Annotated in this window: 22 protein-coding genes; 12 read left to right on the top strand and 10 right to left on the bottom strand. The window is 61.4% G+C overall.

Features of this window, described 5'->3' with window-relative positions:
* The first annotated feature begins 42 nt into the window (after positions 1-42).
* Genes HMPREF3056_RS05210 through HMPREF3056_RS05195 form a run of 4 tightly spaced genes read left to right on the top strand, consistent with a single transcriptional unit; the run spans position 43 to position 1,469 of the window.
* Positions 43-264: a CopG family transcriptional regulator gene (locus HMPREF3056_RS05210; protein ID WP_070754293.1), complete on the top strand. Its 222-nt coding sequence runs from the start codon at positions 43-45 to the stop codon at positions 262-264.
* On the top strand, positions 261-521 hold the full coding sequence (locus tag HMPREF3056_RS05205) for a cell filamentation protein Fic (RefSeq protein WP_070517656.1): 261 nt from the start codon (positions 261-263) through the stop codon (positions 519-521). The genes HMPREF3056_RS05210 and HMPREF3056_RS05205 overlap by 4 nt, the downstream gene beginning before the upstream one ends.
* Positions 522-571: 50 nt before the next feature.
* Positions 572-1,012, top strand: a complete 441-nt coding sequence (locus HMPREF3056_RS05200) for a hypothetical protein (RefSeq protein WP_070517655.1) — start codon at positions 572-574, stop codon at positions 1,010-1,012.
* A 10-nt stretch (positions 1,013-1,022) separates the two neighbouring features.
* Positions 1,023-1,469: a DUF6918 family protein gene (locus HMPREF3056_RS05195; protein ID WP_070517654.1), complete on the top strand. Its 447-nt coding sequence runs from the start codon at positions 1,023-1,025 to the stop codon at positions 1,467-1,469.
* Positions 1,470-1,584: 115 nt separating this feature from the next.
* Here the strand turns inward: HMPREF3056_RS05195 and gyrB are convergent, their stop codons facing one another.
* From gyrB to dnaA, 5 genes are all read right to left on the bottom strand, one after another.
* The gene (gene gyrB / locus HMPREF3056_RS05190) at positions 1,585-3,633 is read right to left on the bottom strand and encodes a DNA topoisomerase (ATP-hydrolyzing) subunit B (RefSeq protein WP_070517653.1); all 2,049 of its coding nucleotides are present in this window, start codon (positions 3,631-3,633) and stop codon (positions 1,585-1,587) included.
* Between the two features lie 129 nt (positions 3,634-3,762).
* Complete coding sequence (locus HMPREF3056_RS05185; protein WP_070754292.1) at positions 3,763-4,305, bottom strand: DciA family protein; 543 nt, start codon at positions 4,303-4,305, stop codon at positions 3,763-3,765.
* On the bottom strand, positions 4,298-5,476 hold the full coding sequence (gene recF / locus HMPREF3056_RS05180) for a DNA replication/repair protein RecF (RefSeq protein ID WP_070754291.1): 1,179 nt from the start codon (positions 5,474-5,476) through the stop codon (positions 4,298-4,300). The genes HMPREF3056_RS05185 and recF overlap by 8 nt, the downstream gene beginning before the upstream one ends.
* 5 nt (positions 5,477-5,481) lie before the next feature.
* Entirely contained in the window at positions 5,482-6,663 is a 1,182-nt protein-coding gene (dnaN, locus tag HMPREF3056_RS05175; protein WP_046648700.1) for a DNA polymerase III subunit beta, read from the bottom strand.
* A gap of 572 nt (positions 6,664-7,235) precedes the next feature.
* Entirely contained in the window at positions 7,236-8,885 is a 1,650-nt protein-coding gene (dnaA, locus tag HMPREF3056_RS05170; RefSeq protein WP_070754290.1) for a chromosomal replication initiator protein DnaA, read from the bottom strand.
* Positions 8,886-9,681: 796 nt separating this feature from the next.
* Between dnaA and rpmH the strand changes: the two genes are divergently transcribed.
* From rpmH to HMPREF3056_RS05130, 8 genes are read left to right on the top strand one after another with little or no spacing between them, the layout of a single operon-like run.
* Entirely contained in the window at positions 9,682-9,825 is a 144-nt protein-coding gene (gene rpmH / locus HMPREF3056_RS05165; protein ID WP_003847033.1) for a 50S ribosomal protein L34, read from the top strand.
* A 3-nt stretch (positions 9,826-9,828) separates the two neighbouring features.
* Positions 9,829-10,197 carry a ribonuclease P protein component gene (rnpA, locus tag HMPREF3056_RS05160; protein WP_046648702.1) on the top strand — a complete coding sequence of 123 codons (369 nt, stop codon included), beginning with the start codon at positions 9,829-9,831 and terminating at the stop codon, positions 10,195-10,197.
* Positions 10,185-10,463, top strand: coding sequence for a membrane protein insertion efficiency factor YidD (gene yidD / locus HMPREF3056_RS05155; protein ID WP_175975006.1), 279 nt, complete (start codon positions 10,185-10,187; stop codon positions 10,461-10,463). Before rnpA ends, yidD begins: the two co-directional genes overlap by 13 nt.
* Before the next feature lie 9 nt (positions 10,464-10,472).
* Positions 10,473-11,462 (top strand): membrane protein insertase YidC, encoded by a 990-nt coding sequence (gene yidC, locus HMPREF3056_RS05150; protein ID WP_070547228.1) that lies wholly within the window; start codon positions 10,473-10,475, stop codon positions 11,460-11,462.
* Between the two features lie 23 nt (positions 11,463-11,485).
* The gene (gene rsmG, locus HMPREF3056_RS05145) at positions 11,486-12,115 is read left to right on the top strand and encodes a 16S rRNA (guanine(527)-N(7))-methyltransferase RsmG (RefSeq protein ID WP_070754289.1); all 630 of its coding nucleotides are present in this window, start codon (positions 11,486-11,488) and stop codon (positions 12,113-12,115) included.
* Between the two features lie 10 nt (positions 12,116-12,125).
* Positions 12,126-12,974 (top strand): ParA family protein, encoded by an 849-nt coding sequence (locus HMPREF3056_RS05140; protein WP_046648705.1) that lies wholly within the window; start codon positions 12,126-12,128, stop codon positions 12,972-12,974.
* Positions 12,975-12,980: 6 nt separating this feature from the next.
* On the top strand, positions 12,981-14,036 hold the full coding sequence (locus tag HMPREF3056_RS05135; protein ID WP_046648706.1) for a ParB/RepB/Spo0J family partition protein: 1,056 nt from the start codon (positions 12,981-12,983) through the stop codon (positions 14,034-14,036).
* Between the two features lie 6 nt (positions 14,037-14,042).
* Positions 14,043-14,618, top strand: a complete 576-nt coding sequence (locus HMPREF3056_RS05130; protein WP_070754288.1) for a hypothetical protein — start codon at positions 14,043-14,045, stop codon at positions 14,616-14,618.
* Between the two features lie 158 nt (positions 14,619-14,776).
* Here HMPREF3056_RS05130 and HMPREF3056_RS05125 read toward each other — a convergent pair whose 3' ends face one another.
* The 5 genes from HMPREF3056_RS05125 to pepN all read right to left on the bottom strand — a co-directional run bounded on the left by HMPREF3056_RS05125 (position 14,777) and on the right by pepN (position 20,530).
* A complete protein-coding gene (locus HMPREF3056_RS05125; RefSeq protein ID WP_070754287.1) occupies positions 14,777-15,961 on the bottom strand; it encodes an N-acetylmuramoyl-L-alanine amidase in 1,185 nt (394 codons plus the stop codon).
* A 65-nt stretch (positions 15,962-16,026) separates the two neighbouring features.
* Entirely contained in the window at positions 16,027-16,350 is a 324-nt protein-coding gene (gene trxA, locus HMPREF3056_RS05120; RefSeq protein WP_070754286.1) for a thioredoxin, read from the bottom strand.
* Positions 16,351-16,357: 7 nt separating this feature from the next.
* Positions 16,358-17,284 carry a thioredoxin-disulfide reductase gene (trxB, locus tag HMPREF3056_RS05115; RefSeq protein ID WP_070754285.1) on the bottom strand — a complete coding sequence of 309 codons (927 nt, stop codon included), beginning with the start codon at positions 17,282-17,284 and terminating at the stop codon, positions 16,358-16,360.
* Between the two features lie 54 nt (positions 17,285-17,338).
* Positions 17,339-17,914 carry an RNA polymerase sigma factor gene (locus HMPREF3056_RS05110; protein WP_158396865.1) on the bottom strand — a complete coding sequence of 192 codons (576 nt, stop codon included), beginning with the start codon at positions 17,912-17,914 and terminating at the stop codon, positions 17,339-17,341.
* A 105-nt stretch (positions 17,915-18,019) separates the two neighbouring features.
* Positions 18,020-20,530 (bottom strand): aminopeptidase N, encoded by a 2,511-nt coding sequence (gene pepN / locus HMPREF3056_RS05105; RefSeq protein ID WP_070754284.1) that lies wholly within the window; start codon positions 20,528-20,530, stop codon positions 18,020-18,022.
* Positions 20,531-20,743: the final 213 nt, after the last annotated feature.

Here is a 20,743-nt window from a genome sequence, read left to right as displayed (position 1 = left end):
TTTCTGGCGCAGTAGTGGTATCACAGTGATACCATTCCCACCATGGCTATGACACTGCGCCTGACCCCAGAGCAAGACCACGCGCTGACCTTATTGGCTTCCGCGCAAGGTACTTCCAAGCACGAGGCGGTGGTCCGCGCCGTCGTCGCGGCCGCCGCGCGGACCTTGTCGGATGCCGCCGTGCAAGACACCGCACGCAGGTTGTTGCCCGGGCGCTCGGAATTGGAGGCGGAGATCCGCCGGGCACGAGGGGTGCGTCAGTGAATGTTGAGCAGCTGGTCTTAATTGCACGGGAGTTCTGCCGGGTATATCGCGTACGGATTACTGACTTCGCCGCCTTGGCTGCGGCAGCTGCCGCGAGCACGGCCTCCGTCGAGGGGATTGCAGTGCATGGCAGCCGCGCTGCAGCGGCACAGTCGCTGGAGAAGGTTTTGTGCTCAGTGCCCGCGTTGAGCGGAAAGAATGAAGAATTCGCGCGATTGTGCGCGCAGGTCTATCTTTCTGTTGCAGAAGTTATGTAAGTTAAACGTGATAAAGAAGTCTCTATTCCCTTCTGAGAAAGGAATTCCCTATGTCCTCCATGTCCTTGAAGAAGTTCCTCGCCGCCGGCGTTGTGGCTACCACCCTCACCACTGCCGTAGCCCCCGCCGCGAGCGCTACGACCGCCGATAATAACTGGCCCACCAACCCCGACTTCCAGCAGGGCGAAGCCGGCTCCTCCCTTACCGGCTCCACGCCCATCGACATGACGCTCATCATCGGCGGTTCCATTGCTGCTGCGATGGCGCTGCTCAAGCTCGTCGTGGATAACAACCCAGCCCTGCGCGCCCAGGCAGATGAATTCGCCGCGCAAATCGGCATGGCAGGCTCCTCCGGTTCGTCCGAGCACAACCGCCTCTACGAGGGTGGTCTCGACTTCGACCTCGAGCGCCTGGCCCGCACCAATGGTTTCCCAGAGATTGCTGACCAGATTGCCGCGCTCAAGGCAGGCTCCAGCGCCCCGGCACAGTAAGCTCGCCTGTATGACAAACCTCTCCCAACTCCTCCAGTCCCCTACCCGCAACGCCGTGGTGGCGGACTTGTCCACGGCAGCAGATGACGCCGTAGCATCGCTGACTGGTATCACCGGCATGGCCTTCAAGGGCGCCCTAGTGGCCGCAAAGAAGGCGGATTCCAAGGTTCTGTCCAAGGGAATCAACCAGATGCTGCCGGAGCTGCTCAACACCCTGGATTCCTACTGGAAGGAATTTGAAGGCTCTGAGCAGTCCGATTTCGGCACCTACCTCGACGGACGCAGCGGCGAAGTTACCGAGGCCATCATGGCTGCAGCTGATAGGGCCGCCAAGGACATTAAGGCCCCCGGCATCGCGCGCACCTACAAGTCGCTGCGCGGCAAGGCCTCCTCCATCTTGGAGCCCAACGTGGCAACCATCGGCCGTGTTCTGCAGCGCCACATGGATACCGTATAAGTGGATTAACTCTCCGTGCCGTAGGCACCGACAAAAAAGACCAGCACCTCTTTCTGAGGGCTGGTCTTTTTCTTGCTTTCTCTTGTTCCCCTGTGGGCTCGTGCTTTGAGACGTCTTAGACGTCGAGGAAACGAACGTCCTTCGCGCGGCGAGTAATGAAGGAGCGGCGGGCGGCCACGTCATCACCCATGAGGATGGAGAAGAGCTCATCGGCGCGCTGCGCATCTTCGAGGTCCACGCGGCGCAGGACGCGGGTCGTCGGATCCAGGGTGGTCTCCCAGAGCTCGGAGGCGTTCATCTCACCCAGACCCTTGTAGCGCTGGATGCCGTCGTCCTTGTTGATCTTGCGTCCCTGCTCCAAGCCTTCGGCAAGCAGCTTGTCACGCTCAGCATCGGAGAAGGCGTAGCCCGGCTGGCCCTTGCCCCACTTCAGCTTGTACAGCGGCGGATTCGCCAGGTACACGTGACCATCCTCGACCAGCTGCGGCATGAAGCGGAAGAGCAGGGTCAGAAGCAGCGTGGCGATGTGCTGGCCGTCCACGTCGGCATCGGCCATGAGCACGATCTTGTCGTAGCGCAGCTTGGAAATATCGAACTCTTCGTGGATACCGGTGCCCAGGGCGGTGATGATGGCCTGGACCTCAGCGTTCTTGAGAACCTTGTCCATGCGGGCCTTTTCCACGTTGAGGATCTTGCCGCGCAGCGGCAGGATGGCCTGGAACATGGAATCGCGGCCGCCCTTCGCGGAACCACCTGCGGAGTCACCCTCCACGATGTAAAGCTCAGAAAGCTTCGAATCCTTGGAGCGGCAATCCGCCAGCTTGCCGGGCAGGCCACCGAGGTCGCCGGCGGACTTGCGGCGCACCAACTCACGTGCCTTACGCGCGGCTACGCGGGCGTGTGCGGAGGACACGGCCTTGTTGATAATGACCTTGGCCTCAGCCGGGTTGGCGTCGAACCAATCGTTGAGGTGCTCGTTGACAGAGCGCTGGACAAAGCCACGGATCTCCGAGTTACCGAGTTTGGTCTTGGTCTGGCCCTCGAACTGCGGATCCGCCACCTTCACGGAAATAACGGCAGCAAGGCCTTCACGGCAGTCATCGCCGGAGAGGTTGCCATCCTTTTCCTTGAGGAGCTTGTGCTCCTTGGCGTAGCGGTTCATCAGGGTGGTCAGAGCCGCGCGGAAGCCTTCCTCGTGCGTGCCGCCTTCGTGAGTGTTAATGGTGTTGGCGAAAGTGTGGACGGACTGCTTGTAGCCCTGGTTCCACTGCAGCGCTATTTCCACCTCATGGTCCTCACCCTTAACGTCGAAGGCAACGATGGTGGGGTGGATGGCGGACTTATTCTTGTTGAGGTGCGCAACGTAGTCCTGCAGACCGTTCGGGTAGTGGTAGGTGACTTCCTTCTTCTTCTTGGAAGTCTTGCCCTCGCCGTCCTCGCCCTCCTGGCCGGCTTCGTCCTTGTTATCCAGGGAGCTCAGGCTGACGGCGGAATCGCCGGCCTCGGCGATCTCCTCGAGCTCGGCCTGCTCCTTGGAGATGGCGCGCTCGTCACGCAGAACAATGGTCAGACCCTTGTTCAGGAAGGCCATCTCCTGCAGGCGGCGAGCGATGGTGTCGTAGTTAAACTCGACGGTTTCAAAGATCTCCGGGTCCGGCCAGAAGCGGATGGTGGTGCCGGTGCCGCGGGCATTATCGCCCTCCACCAGCTCATCGGGGATAGCGTTGTTGAAGTTCTGGTACCAGTGCTTGCCATCGCGTTTGATGTCCGCCTCGACGCGGGTGGACAGGGCGTTGACCACGGAGATACCCACGCCGTGCAGACCACCGGACACGGCATAAGATTCAGAGTCGAACTTACCGCCGGCATGCAGCTGGGTCATAACCACCTGGACGGTAGGGATACCGGAGGCGTGCATTTCGACCGGGATACCACGGCCGTTATCGATGACCTCGATGCCCCCGTCCTCACGGAGGGTGACAATGACCTTGTCGGCATAGCCCGCCATTGCCTCATCGACGGAGTTGTCGACGATCTCCCAGATCAGGTGGTGCAGGCCGCGGGCACCGGTGGAACCGATGTACATACCGGGGCGCTTACGGACGGCCTCAAGGCCCTCCAGAATCGTAATTGACCCCGCATCATATGCGTGTTGTTCAGCCACGGATTCGTGTACTCCTTTTGGCTAGAGCTAAATCTAAGACTTTAGCCATTCTACACTGTGTCCCCCCACGCAAGGACAGTGCACGCCCGTGAGAGCCCCAAATTTGCGTGAATTTCGCGATCGCCCCGATCAGCCGTACGTATCCTGTGAGCCTTGCGGCTTGACCCATTGGCGGCCCTCATAGTTGCGGTGCTGCTTAGGCCCTTGAATGTGGAGCTTAACCACCACGTCCGGACCTAGGCGGTCGGCGATCTTCTGCAAGATGGGCCGCTGCAGGTAGCGCAGCTCGGTGGCCCAGCTGGAGGAATCGCACGCCACGTAAACAACCTGCTCCTTGATGTTCTGCGGCTGGGTATGCGCGGCGATGCGCTCGCCCACGAGGTTTTCCCAATTGCCCATGACCCAGCCATGAGCTAATTCGTGCTCCCAGCCGCGCTTGCCAATCTCGCGTTGGATCTGCGCGCCCAGGCTAGGGATCTCGAGGCTCCGGCGCCGGCGGCGACCGTCGGGGCCGCTGGGACGCCCGCGCCGAAAAGGCTTCGGCTGCTGGTCATTCGATGTAGCCGCCAGGTTCATCTTGGGGGCCGGTTTATTGAGCTTCGGCGGATTTTTCGACGTGTTTCGGGTGCGCTCAAAGAGCGCTTTGACCGGATCAAATTCCTGCTCAGTCATCGCTTTCACCGCCCGCATCGTACGGTGCGACCTCTGATACCCGGCCCTCGTCGGTATCGCGCACGCTGACGGTGAAGCGCTCAATGGGCTGCAGGTTGCCGGGCAAATCCTCATCCACCGCCGCGGTGATGAGTACCTGTTCCGCACCTGTGGCGAGATGGACGAGCTTCTCGCGGCGCTTGGCATCGAGCTCAGCAAAGACATCGTCAAGGATGAGGATCGGATCCGTGCCATCCTGGCGCAGCAGGTTGAACTCCGCTAGGCGCAAGGAGATGGCATAAGACCAAGTCTCACCGTGGCTGGCAAAACCCTTAGCAGGGCTCGTCCCCAGGTTGAGAATGAGGTCATCGCGGTGCGGGCCGACGAGCGACATGCCGCGCTCGATCTCGCGCTGGCGTTTATTTGCTAGCTCGGTGAGCATCATGGCCTCGATAACCTCGCGGTCGGAGGTATCCACCGTGGACTTGTACTCGATGGCCGCCGGGCGCGATTCCGGGGCCAGGCCGGCATAGGCGGCGGGGATGAGCTCGCGGAGTTCGTCGACAAGCGCCAGGCGTGCCTGGATCACCTTCGCGCCGAGCGAAGACAACTGCGTATCCCACACGTCGAGGGTTGCCAGCGCTGAGGCGCCGTCGCTGTCGTTGTAGCCGCGGCGCAGGCTCGGTGACGCCGACTTCAACAGCGCGTTGCGCTGCTTGAGCACCTTGTCATAGTCGGCCTTGATACCCGCCAGGCGCGGAGTGCGGGAGGCAATGATGTCATCCAAATACTGGCGGCGCGTTGCCGGTTCGCCCCGCACGAGAGATAAATCCTCCGGGGAAAAGAGCACGGTTTGCACCACGCCGAGCAGCTCCCGCGGGGATTTCAGGCGCGTGCGGTTGATCTGTGCCTGGTTAGCTGCATGGGGTTTGATGAGCAGGTGCGCGGTGAGCTCGCGCCCCTGGTTGACCGCCGTGGCGGAAATGCGGGCGTTGGTTGCGCCGTGGCGCACGAGGGGGGCGTCGTGGGCGACGCGGTGCGAGGACAGGTGGGCAACATAGCCGATGGTTTCGACGATATTGGTCTTGCCAAAACCGTTGCGGCCGATAAAAAGGGTAATCCCCGGTTGCAGCCTGAGAGTGAGCTCGGGCCAGGAGCGAAAGTCCCTGACATCGAGATCGCGAATAAACATATGGCCTAGCCCGGCAAGCGCACTGGCATCAGCAGGTAGGTGAAGTCAGTCTCCGGGGTGGGGAAAGAGCCATCCTCGTTGGCCTCCGGCAGCTCCTCCGGCTCCGGAATCATAATCGCCGGGCGCGAGGGCTCGGTAAAGCCGAAGACCACGCGGTCCGTGTGGACCACGGCCAAACCATCCTTGAGGTAGGACGGGTTAAACGCAATGACGAAGTTGTCGCGGCCGTTGAAAGCACAGGGCAGGGACTCGCTTGCGCGGCCGGAATCGGCGCCGGCGGCCAAGGTCACTTCACCTTCGCTGAACTCCATGCGGATCTGAGCGTTGCGGTCCGTCAGCAGGGATACGCGGCGGATGGCTTCCTGCAGCGGTGCGACCTCAATGCTGGCCATGGCCGTGTGGGTCTTCGGCAGCAGGGGTGCCACATTCGGGAAATCTGCATCGAGCATGCGCGTGGTGGTCTCGCGGTTATCGGCATGCAGGCCGAATAAACCTTCCGCAGCGATGTTCTCACCCGTGCCTACGGCGATCTCCACCGGGATGTTGAGGTGTGTGTCGAGGGAGCGGCCGGTCTCCTGCAGCGTCTTTGCCGGGACGAGGAGCTTGGCCTCCACGTCGGGGGATACCGGATCCCACTCGAAGGTGCGCATGGCCAGGCGGAAGCGGTCCGTCGCCGTCATCTGCACGTGGGAGCCATTGATATCGATGTGCACGCCGGTGAGCATGGGCAGGGTGTCATCCTTGCCGGCAGCGGCGACAACTTGGCTGATGGCTTCCACGAAAAGCTGCGGGTTGATCGTGCCGGTGACCTCCGGAAGGACCGGCAACTGCGGGTAATCATCCAGCGGGATGAGCGGCAGCTCGAAGCGGGAGGAACCACAAACCAAGAGAACCTTGTTGTCCTCCTGCGTCATCTCAATTTCCTTGTTGGGCAAGGAAGCGACGATGTCAGAGAGCAACTTACCGGCCACCGCGATACGTCCCGGCTCATCCACCATGCCGGCGATGCGCACGCGAGTCGACACCTCGTAGTCGAAGCCCGTGAATTCCAAACCATTGTCATCCGCGGTGATCAGCATGGCGCGCAGTACTGGTTGGGTGACCTTCGAAGGAAGGCTGCGCGCGACCCACGCTACGGCGTTAGCGAGATCATCTTTGGCAACGCGAAATGACACGGACTGCTCCATGATGGTGAGACGCTCCTCTAGTTCCGGATGGAAGATTCTTGCAAGCTCACTCCAACTTACAGGATCAGCACCGAACCACAGGAGTTTTGTCATTCGCCTCTTCGGCCCTCGATGAGACCGTGCGGCCAGGCTGGGCGCCGGCGAATCACACACATCCTTTTTCTTCTTAGTTAGGGAGAAAACAAAATAGGAGTAGTAATAAGCGCTGTGGGATCTGTGGACAACCCAGCAAAGGCCAAGCTCTCAGCCGCGAACCGATCTGTGAGTGAGGGTGTGGGATCACTGTGATCAAATGACAAGAAATGTGAGTAACTCGGTCGGGGCCGAAGTTATCCACAATCCATCCCCAGATCTATCGCCGCTGATCACAGGGTTGCTCACAAGGCTGAAGAGGCTGCTGATCTGCTGTGGAAGAAGAAAACGTGACGAGGATCTACAAATTACAACAGTGAAATTACACAGCTGTGAATAACTATGTGGATAAGTCTTCACCGATCAAAAAGACGCCCCGGCCCACGCCCGCGCGGAGGTTGTGCGGGGTGGGAGGGGACGTCGCCAAGCGCTGCGTGGTGCTAACGCTGGTTGTGGTTCTTCACGCGCTGGGTCAGCGCCTGGATCTCGTCGTAGGTGTTGCGGTTTTCTGTCATTTCCTTGCGGATCTTGCGGTCGGCATAGATGACGGTGGTGTGGTCCTTGCCGCCGAACTGATCACCGATCTTCGGCAGGGACAGCTCGGTGAGTTCGCGGCACAGGTACATAGCCAGCTGGCGGGCGTGAGCAACGGCCCGCTTCTTACCGGAACCGCGCAGGGTGTCCACGTCGATGTTGAAGTAGTCTGCCGTGACCTCGATGATGGCCGCCGCGGTGATCTGGCGATCTGCAGAATCAGGGGCCAGATCGTGTAGGGCAATCTCCGCCATCTCTAGGCTGATCGGTTCATTGACTAGGGAAGAATAAGCAGACACACGAATGAGCGCGCCTTCCAGCTCGCGAATTGAGGATTCGAAGCGGGAGGCGATGAGCTCGAGGACCGAGCGATCGACGTCTGTGCCGTCCGCTGAAGCCTTCTTCATGAGGATGGCGATGCGGGTCTCCAGGTCTGGCGGCTGAATATCCGTAATCAGACCACCCTCGAAGCGGGTGCGGAGGCGATCCTCCAGCGTCGTTAGCTGCTTCGGCGGGCGGTCGGAGGACAAAATGATCTGCTTGTTGGCCTGGTGCAGGGCATTAAAGGTGTGGAAGAACTCTTCCTGCGTGGATTCCTTGCCTTCCAAGAACTGGATGTCATCGACCATGAGGATGTCCAGGTTGCGGTAGCGGCGCTTGAAGGACTCCTGGCGGTCATCACGCAGCGAGTTGATGTAGTCGTTGGTGAATTCCTCCGAGGACACGTATTTCACCCGCAGGCCTGGGTGCAGGACCTGGGCGTAATTGCCGGCTGCGTGCAACAGGTGCGTCTTGCCCAGCCCGGAGCCGCCCCAAATAAAGAGCGGGTTATAGGCGCGGGCGGGGTTTTCCGCTACCGCCACGGCGGCACCGTTGGCAAAACGGTTGGAGGAACCGATGACGAAGTTCTCAAAAGTGTGTTTCGGGTTGAGAGACTTTTCGTGGTTCGGGTTATGCGCGGGTTCCTCGCGCGGAATCCGCGCGCCGGCTGCCTCCGAGTAGTCCGGGTAGCCGCTGGGAGCGGTGCTTTGCTGTTCGCTGTAGTGCTGCGCCAACTCATCCAGGCTGGCCGGGGAATGCGCGGCATCCCACGAGCGCGGCTGATGATGAGCGGGTTGGGCCGACTGGGCCGGTTGGGCCGGTGGCGTGGGCGGCATGGCTTGCTGGAAAGACTGAGCCTGGTGGCCCATGCCGTACTCCGGTGCCTCGGTCTGAATGGGGCGCTGGGGGGCGGGAGCTTCGGGTTCTTCCTGCGGAGCAGGCTGCGGGGGCGCGGCAATGGTCACGGCCAAGGAACACGGCCGGCCCATGTGCTGCGACAGAGCGCGGGTGATGTACTCCCCCAGCTCAGCCTCAATAACACTCTTGGCATTCTCGTGCGGGGCGGCAATCAACGCGTAGCCATCCCCGATCATGATGGGCTCTACGAGCTGGAGGTTGAGGCGTTGGCTGTGGGTGAAGTTGGGAACGTCCGAGTTCGGTTGTTCGGACTGTGCCAGCAAATCACTGACCACAGCTTTCCAGCTGGCCCTTAGGGCTGCTTGCGGATCAGACAAAACGCCTACCTTCTGTGTGCTTCACGGCCACGCGGTGCCGGCGGGTGGGGCCGGCCACAGCTACTTACGTGCCTGAAAGAGAGGCTTCAGGGCCGCAGTATGTACTGCGTGAACGTGGGTTGGATCGGGGACGGATGGACGGATGAGGAAGAGACGGGGATGCGGAAATTCCAATTTCTTGTGATTTCCACCGGGGATTCCACACGATGTTTTAGTGTGTAACCTCGGATTCCACAAAGTTATCCACAGGTGTGAATAGGTGGTTTATCCACAGCCTATCTCATGGCTGTGGATAACTTTACATCGGCTCCTTAATGCAGTTGACCTGCTCAAATAGCAAAAGTCTCAAGTCATGATTGAGAGTTATCCACACCCTGTGGGCGGCTGTGGAATTAGATTCCTCAGTTGTACCGCGTTATGGGGATGCTGTCTAACGCACTTCTTTGCACGCCTGGCGCGACCGCGGCTCGACCGCGCCACGGTCGGTGGGAGGAGGCGTTGACCGCGCAGCATGTGGGTGAAAAGTGGCGCTCTAGCTGCGGATAAAAACATCCTTGTAATTTCGGGGACACCCAGTGTGTCGATTTGTTTAGCGCGCTACCTGTCACGTAACCTGTGATGGTCTATCGCAACAGTGCATGGTGCACATGTTGCATGTGGGAATGCCTCGCCACGCCTCATGGCGCTTCAAGTGCGAAGCCTCATCCCCACGTACACCATTCATCAGTGGATGTTTAAGCCTGAGCGCCGGCGGCGCTGGGCTGTGCCATCCACCAACAACTTCAAGGAGTTAATCGTGGCAAAGGGTAAGCGTACCTTCCAGCCGAACAACCGTCGTCGCGCTCGCAAGCACGGCTTCCGTACCCGCATGAGCACCCGCGCCGGCCGCGCTATCGTCGCCGCTCGTCGCAAGAAGGGTCGCGCTAAGCTCACCGCTTAATTCATGCTTCCAGCCCAGCACAAGCTCACGTCCCCGAGGCAGTTTCGGCGGACCATCAAGGGCGGGCGCCGGGCGGGCACGCGCACTGCCGTCGTGCATTTGCGCTTTAATGACGGTGAAGACGACATCGCGGCCACTGGGCCGCGGTTCGGCCTCATTGTGTCGAAAGCCGTCGGGAATGCCGTGGTTCGCCACCGCACCTCCCGGCGGCTTCGTCATGTGTGCATGTCGCTCATGCGCGATGGAGTCAACGGGAAAGCTTTACCCGCCAATGTCGACATCGTTATTCGTGCGCTGCCCGCCAGCAGCGAGGCCACCAGCCAGCGTCTTGAGCGTGATATCCGCAAAGCGTTAAGCACATGGGATATCTGAACTCCCAAGGCCAAGAGATCCCCGAAGCCCGCGGGTTCGGCAGGGTCTTGGTTTACGGGGTGCGCTTCTACCAAAAGCATGTGTCAGGCCTTAAGATGGTCTCCACCTGTCGTTTTGAACCGACGTGCAGTGCCTATGCCCTCGAAGCCATCTCCATCCATGGAGCCTTCAAGGGAACGGGCATGGCGCTCGCCAGGTTATGCAAGTGCGGTCCCTGGCACCCGGGTGGGTTTGATCCGGTACCGACCAAACAACAACTGAGGTAAACAACTCTCGTGCTTAATTTCATCTATTGGCCAATTTCAGCCGTCTTGTGGTTCTGGCATTGGCTCTTGAGCTTCGTCCTCGATTCCGCATGGGGCGGAACCTGGATCATCGCCATCGTCCTGCTGACGTGGACGCTCAAGGCCATCATGGTCAAGCCGACCATCACCCAGCTGCGCTCTTCACGCAAGATGCAGGAGATCCAGCCGCAAATCCAAGAGCTGCGCACCAAGTACGCCAATGACCAGACCAAGGCGGCGCAGGAGATGCAGCGCATCTACAAGGAAGCCGGCGTGCGTCCCGTGGCGGGCTGCCTGCCCATGTTCGCGCAGATCCCCATGTTCATTGGTCTCTTCCACGTGCTGCGTTCCTTCGACCGTACTGTGGCCGTCGCCGGTGGTATCGGGCACCCGGCCGGTGAGGCGATGTCAGAGGAAATGAACGCCTCCATCGCCAACTACATCTTCAAGCCCGAGCTGGTGAAGCAGTTCGTGGATGCGAAGATCTTCGGCGTGCCGCTGGTGGCCAACCTGCGCCTGAACTCCGGTGTGGAGATCGTTAAGGAAACCACCACCATGCAGGCGGCCGTTATTATCGTGCCGCTCATCGCCATCATTGCGGTGCTCACGCACTTCAACGCCCGCATGTCCCTCAACCGCCAGGAGGCACGCCGCGCCGCCGGCAAGACCGCTACCCCGCAGGGCCAGAACGCGGAAATGATGCAGCAGCAGATGGCCATGATGAACAAGATGATGCTGTGGTTCATGCCGGCCATGCTGGTCTTCTCCGGCTTCATTTGGCCCATCGGTCTGCTCTTCTACATGCTGGCCAACACCGTGTGGACCTTCTTCCAGACCCGCATCGTCTACGCCAAGATGGACCGCGAGGAAGAAGAAGAGGCAGCCGCCAAGGCTGAGCTCAAGCGCACCTCCGCGCCGAAGCCGGGCGCACGCAAGAAGGACAATCGCTCCAAGAAGCAGCGCCGTAAGAACAATAACTAGAAATTAACCCAGGAGTTTTCACAGTGACTGAAACTGTGTCCGACACTGTGCCACTGGACCCGTCTGACGTCTTCGGATCGCGTCTGCCGCTCGCGCAGAAATACCACGATTCGCTAGCCACGGACGGGTCCACTCGTGGTTTTATCGGCCCCCGCGAGGTCCCGCGCCTGTGGGAGCGCCATCTCATCAACTGCGCCGTGGTCGCGGAGGTCATGCCGCAGGGCGCCACGCTTATCGACGTCGGCAGTGGCGCCGGTTTGCCCGGCATCCCGCTCGCCATTGCGCGCCCTGACCTGAAGATCACCCTCATCGAGCCGTTGCTCAAGCGCTCGACCTACCTCAACGAGGTCGTCGACCTGCTGGGTCTGGATAACGTCACCGTCATCCGCGGCCGCGCCGAGGAAGGCCCGGTGAAGAAGGCTGTCCAGGGCGCAGACATCGTGACCTCCCGCGCGGTGGCCCCGCTGGGCAAGCTGGCCAAGTGGTCCTTGCCGCTGGTGCGTAAAGGCGGCGAGATGATCGCGTTGAAGGGTTCCTCAGTGCATGAGGAGCTGGAGCGCGATGCTGCTGATATCAAGCGCGCGGGTGGCGGAAAAGCCGAGGTCATGACCATCCACGGCACCACGATTATCCGTGTCCCGCGCGTGAACTAAAGTAGACGGCATGACTCATCCTCGTCTTATCACCATCGCGAACCAGAAGGGTGGCGTGGGTAAAACCACCTCCGCCGTCAACCTTGCCGCCGCGCTCGCTGAGGCCGGCAAGAAGGTCTTGGTGATCGACTTGGACCCGCAGGGCAACGCCTCCACCGCGGTAGGCGCGGAGCATACCTCCGGCACCAAATCCAGCTATGAGGTCCTTTTGGGTGACTGCAGCGCGGACGAAGCAATGCAGCACTGCCCCGACGATGAGAACCTCTACTGCATCCCGGCCACCATTGATCTGGCCGGCGCTGAGATCGAAATGGTTTCTCTGGTCCGCCGCGAGTTCCGCCTTTATGACGCCCTGCACAACGGTTTTCTTGAGGAGCACGGCTTCGACTACGTCTTCATCGACTGCCCGCCCTCCCTGGGCCTGCTGACCATCAATGCGATGACGTGTGCGGAGGAAGTCATCATCCCCATCCAGTGCGAGTACTACGCGCTGGAGGGCGTGGGCCAGCTGTTGGGCAATATTTCCATGATCCGTGAACACCTCAACGAGGACCTCCACATCTCCGGCGTGCTGCTCACCATGTTCGATGCCCGCACCAAGCTGGCTGAGCAGGTGGCCAACGAGGTGCGTGAGCAATTCGGCGCCGTCGTTTTGGGCAACGTCATCCCGCGTTCCGTGCGCGTTTCGGAGGCGCCGGGCTATGGTAAGACGGTTATCGCTTATGACCCGTCGTCGACAGGCGCCCGCGCCTACTCCGCCGCCGCACGCGAGCTGGACAAGCGCGGAGACTACACGCCGCACCCCACCACGGGTGCCATCGGCGTGAGCCCAGAGATTTTCGCGGAATTGGAAGGATAGGACACCATGGCAGATAAGAAGGCAGACCAGAAGCCGGAGCAGCGCCAGGGCGGACTAGGCAAGGGACTGGCCGCTCTCATTCCGTCTGGCCCGGGTGCTCCCTCCCGCAAGCCGCGTCTTGGGGATTCGGCGGCTGACATTATCCTCGGCGCTTCGACCGGCGGGGCTCAGGGCTCTGCGGCAAAGAAGGTGCAGGGTGCGCCGACCATCCAGCAGTCCACTGGCTCGAAGAAGCGGCAGGCGAAACCTTCGGTGATTGGTGCGACGTACCGGGAGATCTCCGTCGGGGACATCATGCCCAACCCGAAGCAGCCGCGTTCTGTCTTCGACGAAGATGAGTTGGCGGAGCTGGTCCACTCCATCAAGGAGTTTGGCCTGCTGCAGCCGGTCGTTGTGCGCCCCGCCGAGGAGGGCGGCTTCGAGCTCATCATGGGTGAGCGCCGCTGGCGCGCCTCCTCCAAGGCGGGCCTGGCCACCATCCCGGCCATTGTGCGCGATACCAAGGATGATGATCTGCTGCGGGATGCGCTTCTGGAGAACATCCACCGCGTGCAGCTCAACCCGCTGGAAGAGGCCCACGCCTACCAGCAGCTGCTGGAGGAATTCGGCGTGACCCAGAACGAGTTGGCTGATCGCATCGGCCGCTCCCGCCCGCAGGTCACCAACATGATTCGCCTGCTCAAGCTGCCGGTCAGCGTGCAGAAGCGCGTCGCCGCTGGCACCTTGTCCGGTGGCCATGCCCGCGCGCTGCTGGGTCTGCCGGATGCCGAGGCCATGGAGCTCATTGCGAACCGCATCGTGGCCGAGGGCCTGTCCGTGCGCGCCACGGAGGAAGCCGTCACCCTATACAAGCGCGACGGCAAGCCGGCCGAGCCAAGCAAGAAGCCTGCCGCCCCGCAGCCGCAGTTCTTTACCGATTCCGCTGAACGTCTGGCCGATCGCTTTGACACCAAGGTCACCGTCACCATGGGCAAGCGCAAGGGCAAGATGGTCGTCGAATTCGGCGACCAGGAAGACTTCGAGCGCATTCTGGCCCTCATTGAGGGCAAGGAAAGCAGCTAGTCCACCATGCTTGTTCAGGCCGTCAAGGAAGGTGTTGCCATCAACCCCTTGGCGGCCCGATCCATCTTTTGGGAGTTGAAGACCACGGCCGCTGATCCTGTCTTCGAGAAGGAAGCATGGATCAGCGCCACGCTGCTGCGCTGTGGCGAGTGCGGTTTTACCGTGGGTGATGAGGCCACAGTGTTCTTCTGCCCGCCCGATCTTGCCCCCGGTGCCGCGAAGCTGCCCACCTCCCCCGTCTCGGAGGACGCGGTGCTGGTGTCCTCGCTGTTCGTGAAGTCGCATCGCGCGGCGAAGGGCTTGGAGGCGGTGCTTCTCGATGCCACCATTATGCACCTCACTTCCCGCGAAGCCAGCGCCGTTGAGGCCTTTGGCTTCCGCGATGCCCGCGCCGCCGAGAATCTTTTGCGGGATAAGCCCGGCCGTATCGGCCTACTACCGGTAGAAACGCTGGAATCCGCCGGTTTCAGGGTGGAGCGCGATCACCCCATCACGCCGCGCCTGCGCCTCGAGCTGCCGCCTGCCTTCGATCTGCTGACCGCAGCCGCCGTGGAAGACCTCCTCGCCCGCGCCTTGGCCTAGATACAGGATGGTTCTAGTAAGAAGGTTCTACTCAAACGGTTCTGTTGGGGGCAAGGGAACCTTTTGGAAAGTCCTAGAAGGTTTGTTTGGGGGCAAGGAAACCGTTTGACTGGAACCATTTGAGGGGAACCGTCTGGGACGGCACCCCCTAGGCTCCATTAGGAGGAGCGCTCCGCGCGCAGGAGCTCGTCGAAGCGGTACGTGCCGGTCACGGCGGTGTCGTCGTCGAGGAGGTAGAGGCGCTTGACGGAGACGACGATGGCCTCGGCGATGTCATCGCGGCACTCCGGGTTAGTCAGAATCGCCACGTCCTTCGGGCTGGTCAGGTAACCCAGAACTACCTGCACCACCGGCATCTGCGTCAAGCGCAGCAGCGCCCACGTGCGGCCGTGGTTGCGGCAGTTGCCCAGCTCGGTACGGGCAACGATTTCGCGCTGGATGAAGCCGGAGAGCGTCTCCCCAATGAGGGAGGAATTGCCGGACTCAGAACCGAAGTAGAAGGTGGCTACGCCATTGGCTTTTTCCGTGGGGTACTCATCGCAGGCGAGTGAAATGACCAAGTCAGCGCCAAAGGCATTGGCAATGTCGGCGCGATCGTGGATGGAGGGATCATCGGTACGCGGGCGGGAGATGATGGTCTCCATGCCGGCGGCAATCATGCGGCCGGCAACACGCTCGGCCAGATCCCAGAGGATCTCTTCTTCCGTGATGTCGCCATAGCGGCCCCTGACCGTGCGGCCCTTGTTGAAGCCGCCGAGGCTGGGGTCGATCACCACGCGCTTGCCCGCCAGCTTGGGCCCCGCGTTGCGCACGCGCTCGCGCTCTTGGATATTGTGCGCCGAGCCGCCCGTGATCCGCCGACCCAGCAGATTGAGCGCGTTGATGGTGGCCGGGCCGCAAATGCCATCGCTGCGCAGGCCGGAGTTCAGTTGGTATTCCGCCAGCGCCGCGTAGGTGCGGGCCCCAAAATGGCCATCGATGCGTTCTTGGTAGAAGCCGAGTTCCTGGAGCTGTTGCTGCAGCTGGGATACATCATCTCCCACCTGCACGTTGCCCGGTTCATAAGCCAGTACCCGCGCGCCTAAGGTGTAGGAAGCCTGACGCAGCTCACGCAAAGTAAGGTCATCAATATCGCCGCTGGGCACGATGCCGCGGGATTGCTGGAAGGCTTTGAGCACTTGCGCCAGCTCGCTATCAAAGTGCTTATCGGCTTCGGAATACTTCTGCTTCTTCCAGTCGGACAAGGTCCCCTGGTAGTCAGTCATCAGGCCGAGGCGGGCAAGGGTTGCGCGTGCTTCGGCGACCCGAACGCTCTGGTCACCTACACGTAAAACGCGGTTCACACCTACCCCTTTCGTGATCAAGGAGGCGCACCTTAGTGCGCCGTCAACGAGTTAAAGACTACCAGTTAGAGCTGCTTCTTTACCTGTGCCACGATGTCGGCCTTAGAACGCAGGCCAACGAACTCATCGACCTTCTCGCCGTTCTTGAAAATCAGGACGGAAGGGATGGACATGATCTGGAACATAGCACCCAGGGTGCGCTCTTCATCCACGTTGACCTTGACCACGGAGACGTCATCACCGAGCTCGTCGGCGACCTCCTCGAGGATCGGGGACAGCTTCTTGCACGGCCCACACCATTCGGCCCAGAAGTCCACGACGACGGGCTTGCCAGCCTCCACGACATCCGCGCGGAAGGAATCAGTAGTGACGTTTTTAATGTTGCTCATGTGATCACTAACGGTTCTCGGCCAGGAAATGTTCCGCATCAATCGCCGCGCGGCAACCGGAGCCCGCAGCGGTGATGGCCTGCTGGTAGTGGTCATCCACCAAGTCACCACAGGCAAAGACACCTGGCAGCGAGGTCTTGGTGGAGGGCTGCTCCACCACCACGTAGCCAGCTTCATCGGTCTCTACCTGGCCGTTGAGGAAGCCGGAGCGCGGATCGTGGCCAATGGCCACGAACATGGCGGTCAGATCGAGCTCGCTGGTCTCACCGGTCAGTACGTTCTTGACCTCGAGGGCACCGACCTTGCCGTCCTTCTCCAGGACGCGCTCGACGGTGGTGTTAGTCAGCCACTTAATCTTTGGATTGTCCTTGGCTCGCTCCAGCATGATCTTGGAGGCGCGGAAGTTCTCCGAGCGGTGGATAATGGTGACGGTCTCGGCGAACTTGGTGAGGAAGGTAGCCTCCTCCATGGCGGAATCGCCGCCGCCGACGACGGCGATGTTGTGGTCCTTGAAGAAGAAGCCATCGCAGGTGGCGCATGCGGACACGCCGCGGCCGGTCAGCTCTGACTCGCCGGGAATACCCAGGTAGCGCGGAGCGGCACCGGTAGCGAGGATGACAGCGCGGGCTTCATAAACCTCGTCGCCCACGTGCAGCCTCTTCACCTCGCCTTCGAGCTCGACGGAATCTACGACTTCCATGCGCAGGTCGGCACCGAAGCGGATGGCCTGGGCGCGCATCTCTTCCATGAGCTCAGGGCCCATGATTCCCTTCTGGAAGCCCGGGTAGTTCTCTACCTCGGTGGTGTTCATGAGTTCGCCACCGTATTCAAAGCCCTCGAAGACGATGGGATTGAGCTCGGCGCGTGCTGCGTAGAGCGCTGCGGTGTAGCCGGCGGGGCCGGAGCCGACGATGGCGACATCGTGGATAGTCACTAAAAACTCCCTTGAAACGATAATTTTTAAGTAAGACTCAGATTCTACTCGCCCTCAGTCTATCGCCGCACGCAACACTTGCCGAGCCCGGGCTCGGCGCGACTTCACCGTGCCCGGCGCAACCCCCTGCACCTTGGCCACGGTATCGATGGGATAGCCAGCCACGTCGGTGAGGTACAGCGCCTCGCGCTGGTCCTCGCGCAAGGTTTCCATCGCTTGGGCCACCGTGATGCGTTCCGCCAGGTTTTCGCTGGGGTTGTGTGCGAGCGCATAGTTGCGGTCATCCTCAATGATCTCCGCATCCAGGGATGCGTTCTCTCGGTTCGATCGGTGGTTGAGGAAGTCATAGCCGGAGTTCATCACCAGCCGGTGCAGCCACGTACTCAGGGTGGCGTCGTGCCGGTAGGAGGCCATGTTGCAGCTGGCCTTGAGCAGCGCCTCCTGCACGATGTCCTGCGCATCATCATCGTTGCGCGTGTAGCGTCGCGCCATGGCGGTCAGGCGCGCGCGGTGCTTCTCGACGATTGCCGAAAAAGCCTTAGTATCTCCGCCAATGAAGGCGTCGACGAGTTCACGATCGGTCGGCTGTGCTGACACTAAGAATCCCCCCGGAAACTTGAGCAATGACATTTGGGTCAACACAGCCCCCAGCCGAAGCCGATGGTTTGTGATTGTCCCCCCGTTAATGTGTCTGCGAGTTTACGGGAAGATTCTTCTGTCCGCTACGCGAAGCGCTTATTGCGCGGCACGGACGCGTTGCGCGCGACGCAGCGCATCCTGGCATTCCAGCAGCACGCGGCGCAGCGCACGTGGGCGCTCGGTGGCCAGGAACTCGCTGGTGGCGGCGTCGGCCATTGCGAGATCCGGGTAGAGCCCGCGCACGAGGCGGTTGGCAATTTCGATGGGGTGCTCCTCCCACAGCTGAGACAACGAGTCGAAGTATTCCTGGGCAAAGGCCTCGGTGAGGTGGGCCGAGCGCGGCGCGTTGAACGCCGCGAGCAGGGAATCCACCTCCGCGTTGGAGTACTTACCCGGCGTGCGCACGAGGTCGAAGACTTCGCGCTTGAGCTCGGCAGACGGGAAGGCGTGGGAGGCGCCCAGGTAGGCGGCGGCACCGGTGAGCGTGTTATCGCGCTCCTTCTCCGCCTCGAGCTCCTCGGCGCTGACGGCATCGCGGGCGGCCAGCGCGCGCAAGATGGCCCAGCGGATGTCCGGGTCGAGGGCGAGGCCGTCGAGGGAGCCGTCGTAAAGCGCGCGCAGGCGCTGCGTGCCGGACTCCGCCGGGGTGGCGGCAAGTGCCTGGATGGCGGCGCGGGCGACGGTGAGCTGTGCGTCGGAGCCTGCCGGTGCTTGCTGTAGCACCTCCCAGAGGCGCTCGGCGTAGTCGGCGCGAATCTCCTCGCGAGCCTCCTCGCCCACAAAGTGGTTGATGGCATAGGCGGCGTTGGCGAAGGCCGTGGTCAGAAGCGTCGGGTTGGACTCCGCCGGAGCGTGCTTCAGCACGGTGTCGAGGTAGGAGCGCACCGGCCACTCGCCATCGCGGGTGAGGTTCCACAGGGAGGTCCAGATGACCGCGCGGGAGAGCTCATCCGGGACTTCAGACAGGCGCGTGCGAATGGTCTCCAAGGAGGTCTCGTCGAAGCGGACCTTGGCGTAGGTGTGGTCGCCGTCGTTCAGCAGCAGCAACGCCGGCGCCTGAAGCCCAGAAGCCTCGTCGAGGATGGTGCGCTCGCCCTCCAGATCGACGTCAAGGGTGGCGTATTTGTTCAGGGAGTCATCGAATAGCGTCACGTTGAGGCGGTGCGGGCGCGTGGTGTCTTCGGCCTCGACCACGATGGCGAGCTCGTGAATCTTGTCGCCGTCCGTGTGCAGTTCCGGGGTCAGCGTATCCGGGCCCCACGTGCGCAGCCAGGCGGTGGACCAGGCATCGAGGTCGCGGTCGGTGTGCTTCTTCAGCGCCTTGAGGAGGTCGTCGAAGGTGGCGGCAGCAAAGGCGTGCTCCTGGAAGTAGTCGCGCGCGCCGGCGTAGAAGTTCTCGCGGCCCACGTAGTGCACCAGCTGCTTGAGCACCGCCGCTCCCTTGGCATAAGTAATGCCGTCGAAGTTCTGGCGCGCGGCATCCACGTCCGGGATCTCGGCCTTGATCGGGTGCGTGGTGGGCAGCTGATCCTGCAGGTAGGCCCAGTTCTTGCGCTGGCCTGCGAAGTTGACCCATGCCTCGGTGTAGTCGGTGGCATGCACCGAGGAATCCGCGCCCATGAACTCCGCGAAGGACTCCTTGAGCCACAGGTCATCCCACCACTGCGGGGTGACTAGGTCTCCGAACCACATGTGCGACATCTCGTGCAGGATGGTGTTCGTGCGCCCGGCATGCTGCGCGCGGGTGGCGGCGGAACGGAAGAGGTAATGCTCCGTAAAGGTCACCAGGCCGGGGTTCTCCATCGCACCCAGGTTGTACTCCGGCACGAAGATGGAATCGTACTTGCCCCACGGGTAGGGGTAGCCGTAATTGCTGTGGAAGAAGTCCATGCCCTGCGCGGTGACCTGCAGGATCTCATCATCCAGGTACTCCACCATGGAGGCGCGGGCGAAGGCGCGCAGCTCCACCTCGAGGGATCCATCGGGTGCGGTCCAGGTGCTGTGCTTCTCGACGTACGGCCCCGCCGCAAACGCCGTCAAATACGTTGACAGCAGAGGGGTCGGCGCGAAGTGTGCCACTTCCCCGCCCTCGGTCTTCTCGCGGCCAACCTCCGGCTGGTTGCTTAAGAGCTGCCAGCCTTCCGGGCCGGTGAGGTGCACCTCGTAGCTGGCCTTGAGATCCGGCTGGTCAAAGCAGGGGAAGATGCGGCGGGCATCAGATGGCTCGAGGTGCGAGTAGAGGTACGTGGTGTCATCGGCTTGGTCGTGCATGCGGTGCAGACCCTGGCCGGTGCGGGAGTAATAGGAGGAGCCGGTGATTTCTACGGTGAGCTCCTTCCCCACCGGAAGATTGCTCAGGTACACCCGTCCGCCGTCGAAGGTGTTCTCTACCTCCTCGCCGTTGACGCGCACTGCGTGCACGGTCTTGCCCAAGTAATCCACGAAGGTTTCGGGTTCGGTGGTGGTGAATGTAATACGTGAGGTGACCTCGTAGGAATCGGCGTCGGTTGGTGCGCTCGTGACGTCGAGGTGCAACTCGTAGGTGCTCAGGCGCAGCGCGGCGCTGCGGGCGGAAGCTTCAGCATGGGTGAGGTTTGCGGTAGTCATGCGCTACATCTTAAACGTCACTGCGGTGCGTATCACAGGTAAGCCGCCCGGAGTTGTTTCAGAGTTGTTTATTACTCCATTGTTGTCCCTCTAGTTGTTAAAAAGTTGTTGCCCGCAGTACCGAAATGGGCACTACGGGCAACAACTTAGAACTACTTCCTACGGTGAGGTTTCGCGCTTTATGGGCCCTTCCGGTTTTAGAGTGCGTTGATT

Source organism: Corynebacterium sp. HMSC056F09, from assembly GCF_001815785.1.
In the GTDB taxonomy this organism is placed as follows: domain Bacteria; phylum Actinomycetota; class Actinomycetes; order Mycobacteriales; family Mycobacteriaceae; genus Corynebacterium; species Corynebacterium hiratae.
Note: the sequence above shows the minus strand (reverse complement) of the source record. Positions and strands in the feature narration are given on the sequence as shown.

What these genes read in the sequence shown, in the direction of transcription:
- HMPREF3056_RS05210 (WP_070754293.1), top strand. Translation starts at nt 43, where the DNA reads ATGGCTATGACACTGCGCCTGACCCCAGAGCAAGACCACGCGCTGACC.
- HMPREF3056_RS05200 (WP_070517655.1), top strand. Translation starts at nt 572, where the DNA reads ATGTCCTCCATGTCCTTGAAGAAGTTCCTCGCCGCCGGCGTTGTGGCT.
- HMPREF3056_RS05195 (WP_070517654.1), top strand. Translation starts at nt 1,023, where the DNA reads ATGACAAACCTCTCCCAACTCCTCCAGTCCCCTACCCGCAACGCCGTG.
- HMPREF3056_RS05185 (WP_070754292.1), bottom strand. Translation starts at nt 4,305, where the DNA reads ATGACTGAGCAGGAATTTGATCCGGTCAAAGCGCTCTTTGAGCGCACC.
- recF (WP_070754291.1), bottom strand. Translation starts at nt 5,476, where the DNA reads ATGTTTATTCGCGATCTCGATGTCAGGGACTTTCGCTCCTGGCCCGAG.
- dnaN (WP_046648700.1), bottom strand. Translation starts at nt 6,663, where the DNA reads ATGGAGCAGTCCGTGTCATTTCGCGTTGCCAAAGATGATCTCGCTAAC.
- rnpA (WP_046648702.1), top strand. Translation starts at nt 9,829, where the DNA reads ATGCTTCCAGCCCAGCACAAGCTCACGTCCCCGAGGCAGTTTCGGCGG.
- yidD (WP_175975006.1), top strand. Translation starts at nt 10,185, where the DNA reads ATGGGATATCTGAACTCCCAAGGCCAAGAGATCCCCGAAGCCCGCGGG.
- HMPREF3056_RS05140 (WP_046648705.1), top strand. Translation starts at nt 12,126, where the DNA reads ATGACTCATCCTCGTCTTATCACCATCGCGAACCAGAAGGGTGGCGTG.
- HMPREF3056_RS05135 (WP_046648706.1), top strand. Translation starts at nt 12,981, where the DNA reads ATGGCAGATAAGAAGGCAGACCAGAAGCCGGAGCAGCGCCAGGGCGGA.
- HMPREF3056_RS05130 (WP_070754288.1), top strand. Translation starts at nt 14,043, where the DNA reads ATGCTTGTTCAGGCCGTCAAGGAAGGTGTTGCCATCAACCCCTTGGCG.
- trxA (WP_070754286.1), bottom strand. Translation starts at nt 16,350, where the DNA reads ATGAGCAACATTAAAAACGTCACTACTGATTCCTTCCGCGCGGATGTC.
- HMPREF3056_RS05110 (WP_158396865.1), bottom strand. Translation starts at nt 17,914, where the DNA reads ATGTCATTGCTCAAGTTTCCGGGGGGATTCTTAGTGTCAGCACAGCCG.
- pepN (WP_070754284.1), bottom strand. Translation starts at nt 20,530, where the DNA reads ATGACTACCGCAAACCTCACCCATGCTGAAGCTTCCGCCCGCAGCGCC.